3 protein-coding genes are annotated in these 3,394 nt (G+C 60.5%); all 3 read left to right on the top strand.

All coding sequences use genetic code 11. The features are described from left to right. Positions 1-1,014, top strand: a 1,014-nt coding sequence (locus ACH2EH_RS18715; protein WP_395144004.1) for a rhomboid family intramembrane serine protease, incomplete at its 5' end; no start/stop codon positions are given. Continuing rightward, positions 963-2,405 carry an Asp-tRNA(Asn)/Glu-tRNA(Gln) amidotransferase subunit GatB gene (gene gatB, locus ACH2EH_RS18710; protein WP_395144002.1) on the top strand — a complete coding sequence of 481 codons (1,443 nt, stop codon included), beginning with the start codon at positions 963-965 and terminating at the stop codon, positions 2,403-2,405. The genes ACH2EH_RS18715 and gatB, both read left to right, overlap by 52 nt. 131 nt (positions 2,406-2,536) lie before the next feature. Next, positions 2,537-3,394 (top strand): RNA polymerase sigma factor RpoD/SigA (locus ACH2EH_RS18705; RefSeq protein WP_395144000.1); only part of this gene is annotated, 858 nt, incomplete at its 3' end.

Raw genomic sequence — 3,394 nt, 5'->3', positions numbered from 1 at the left:
GTCTATCTGCTCTGCGGGCTAGCGGGCGATGGGCTTCACGAGGTAATGGTTGGGCTTTTCCACCCACAACAGTTCAGCCTGGGCGCGTCCGGGGCCATTATGGGGCTTGCGGGTGCCTATCTCTATCTGTTCCCGTTTGCCCGCATCTGTATCTTCTGGGGCTGGAACTGGTGGCGCTACTCCGCAGGGCTGGGTCCCGTCTCGGAGTGGCAGGCGCAGTGGGTGATCCTCTATTACCTGGGCTTCGACATTCTGGAAGGCTTTCTAACATCAACGGCGGGTTTTTCCAATGGGGTCGCCAACTTTGCGCATATCGGCGGAGCAGGCGCGGGGCTACTACTGGTGATGGCACTCCGAGCACGGCGCGACACGGAGGAAGCCTCTGATGCACAGGCGATGCGCTCCGAGTTTGGCGGCGACTATCGCTCGCTCTCGCTGCCGGATCTCGAAGCTCTGGTGCAGCGCGAGCCTGACAATATGGACCTGGTGACGACATTTTGCCAGAAGGCGCTCTTTGGCACACTCGGTGGCACGGCTCCCCTTGCCCGCTCTCTTTTTCTGGAGAAAGCCGATAAGCTCGTCCAGAGCGGCGATCCCGACACCGTCACCAAGCTCGCGCTTCTGCTCTCCACCGGCCCGGGCGAGGTTCCCAGTGGGATTCTCCTGCGCCTGGCTGCTCGTCAAGAACGCGAGGGCGATTTTGGCCAGGCCGACCAGCTCATGCGCCGCGTGCTCTCTTTTGACGACCGCAGCCCGGACACCGAGATGGTCTGGGGGGCACCCCACCCCCCGCAGGTGCCGCGCCGCCGCCCACCGTCTCGGCTAGTAAAGCCGCTCCCACCACACCCACGCGGCCCACGGATGCCCCGGTCGCGCCGTCCAGTGGTCACGCCAACGAGGGAAAGAGCGCCGAAGCCAGCGGCCTGCGCCCCATGGGAGGATAGACACGATACAATAGCCCCATGCCTGAGTATGTGGTCTCAGTCGGGATGGAGTGCCATGCCGAGCTTCTGACAAAGTCCAAGATGTTCTGTGGGTGTGAAAACGCCTTTGGGGGTGAGCCCAACACCCGCTGCTGCCCGATCTGTCTCGGCCTGCCGGGGACACTACCCGTGTTTAATAAAAAAGCCGTGGAGCAGGTCGTGTGCACGGCCCTGGCACTGAACTGTGAGATCACGCTGCGGACGATCTTCCATCGCAAGAACTACTTCTACCCCGACCTGCCCAAGGGCTACCAGGTCAGTCAGTACGGCAATACGCCCATCGGGATCAATGGCTGGCTGGAGATCGAGGAAGCCGACGGCAGCCTCAAGAAGATTCGGATCACCCGCGTGCATCTGGAAGAAGATACCGGAAAGTCGCAGCACGTAGACGGTCTGGGCTACTCCGTGATGGACTACAATCGCGCCGGAGTGCCGCTCATGGAGATCGTCACTGACTTCCCGCCGGATGTGGAGAGTGGAGAAGAGGCGCGGCTCTATGCCGAGACACTGCGCGCGATTCTGCTCTATCTGGGCGTCAGCGACGGCAAGATGGAGCAGGGTAGCCTACGTGTGGAGCCGAATCCGTCGGTTCGGGAGAAGGGCAGCGAGGTCTACGGAACCAAGACCGAACTTAAAAACCTCAACTCGTTTCGGTTTGTGCAGCAGGGCGTCGAGTACGAGGCCAAGCGCCAGATCGCCGCGATTGAGAAAGGCGAGCCCGTGATTCAGGCGACGTTCGGTTGGGACTCTGAAAAGAACGAGACCGTTCTGCAGCGCATTAAAGAGAGCGAGCAGGAGTACCGCTACTTCCCGGAGCCCGATCTGATTCCCATTGAGTTCCTACCGGAGTATATCGAAAGCCTCCGTGCCCATCTCCCTGAGCTGCCCATCGCCCGCAAGCGCCGCTTTATCGAGCAGTACAGCCTTCCCAGCACCGATGCCGCCCAGCTCGTGAGTGAGCGCGCCACAGCGGATTTCTTCGAGGCTGCCGCTCAGCGCGCCGATCCAAAGCTCGTTGCCAACTGGATGCTTGGAGATCTGACCCGCCTTGCCAACGCGGCCAGTCAGCCGGTGTATGCCACACCTATCACGGTGGAGCACCTCGCGGGACTGGTAAACGCCATTGGGAAAGGGACGATCACCGGTAAGATCGGCAAGGAGCTGATAGATTCCATGCACGCCCAGAGTAAGAGTGTCGAGCAGCTCATTCAGGAGCGCGGCATCAAAGTCGCGGATGCAGGTGCCGTCCAGGAAATCGTCCAGCGCGTGCTCGCTGCCAATCCCGATATCGTCGCAAAAATCAAGGCGGGTAATGACAAGAGCAAGGGCTTTCTCGTCGGCCAGGTCATGAAGGAAGCCAAGGGGCAGGCACGACCAGACGATGTCAACCGGTTTTTGGACGAGGGCCTTGAAAGGCTCTGAAACCAGAGATAAAATAGTCTCCAAAAGGGGAACCATTTCCCTCGTTTTTGCTGTTTAATATACAGAGGGTGGCGGGACACGCCCCCTATTACCGCAGACGGAAGTTTAAGGCTAAGTCAAGAATGTCCAGGATGGGAACCCTCCCTCTCAAGGATCACCCGGTCTTCTCCACGATGACCCGTGGCCGTGCGACCTCTTCACCCGATACCCATCGGGAGTTCTCGTCCCCTCTCAGCGGGGACGAAGACGATTTTTCACCTCCCCCGCATTCTTTTGCGGGCGACCCTGAGGAAGAAAAGTCGAGTGCATCCGCCGATGAGGCTCGGGAGCACGAGCAGCAGCTCCGGCGCTATCTAGGCCACCCGCGCTCATCACGGCTCCTGACGGCTCCGGAGGAAGTTTCTCTGGCACACCGCGTCGCCCGGGGTGATCAAAGCGCCAAAGACATCTTGATTGAGTCTAACCTGCGCCTGGTGATCTCGGTGGCACGCCGCTACTCCGTTCCGGGTGTCGCTCTGGCGGATCTCATTCAGGAAGGCACGATCGGGCTGATCCGTGCCGTCGAAAAGTACGACCCCGATCGTGGCTTCCGCTTCTCGACCTACGCGACCTGGTGGATTCGTCGCTCCATCGCCCGCGCGGTTATCAATCAGGGGCGCACGATTCGAATCCCTGTCTACGTGGCGGACATGATCCATAAGATCTCCCGAACAACAGGTAGCCTCCGGCAGGAGCTTGCCCGAGAGCCGAGCCTAGAGGAAATCGCTGCGGCAGTAGCCATGCCTCCCGAGCGTGTGGACGAGATCTTGAGGGCCGCTTCGGAGCCGCTCTCTCTGGAAGCACCAATCGGGGATCGCGAGTCCTCACAGCTCGGCGACTTCCTGCAAGCGCAGTCCACTCCCACCCCCTCCGATGTGGCAATGAACCTGATTCGTCGTGAGGAGCTGGAAGGCGTTCTCTCGCAGCTCTCCGACCGTGAGCGTGAGGTT

It is taken from the genome of Armatimonas sp. (assembly GCF_043760365.1).
In the GTDB taxonomy this organism is placed as follows: domain Bacteria; phylum Armatimonadota; class Armatimonadia; order Armatimonadales; family Armatimonadaceae; genus Armatimonas.
Note: the sequence above shows the minus strand (reverse complement) of the source record. Positions and strands in the feature narration are given on the sequence as shown.

Bases quoted from the DNA above. Each gene is read 5' to 3' on its own strand.
- gatB (WP_395144002.1), top strand. From the start codon at position 963: ATGCCTGAGTATGTGGTCTCAGTCGGGATGGAGTGCCATGCCGAGCTT.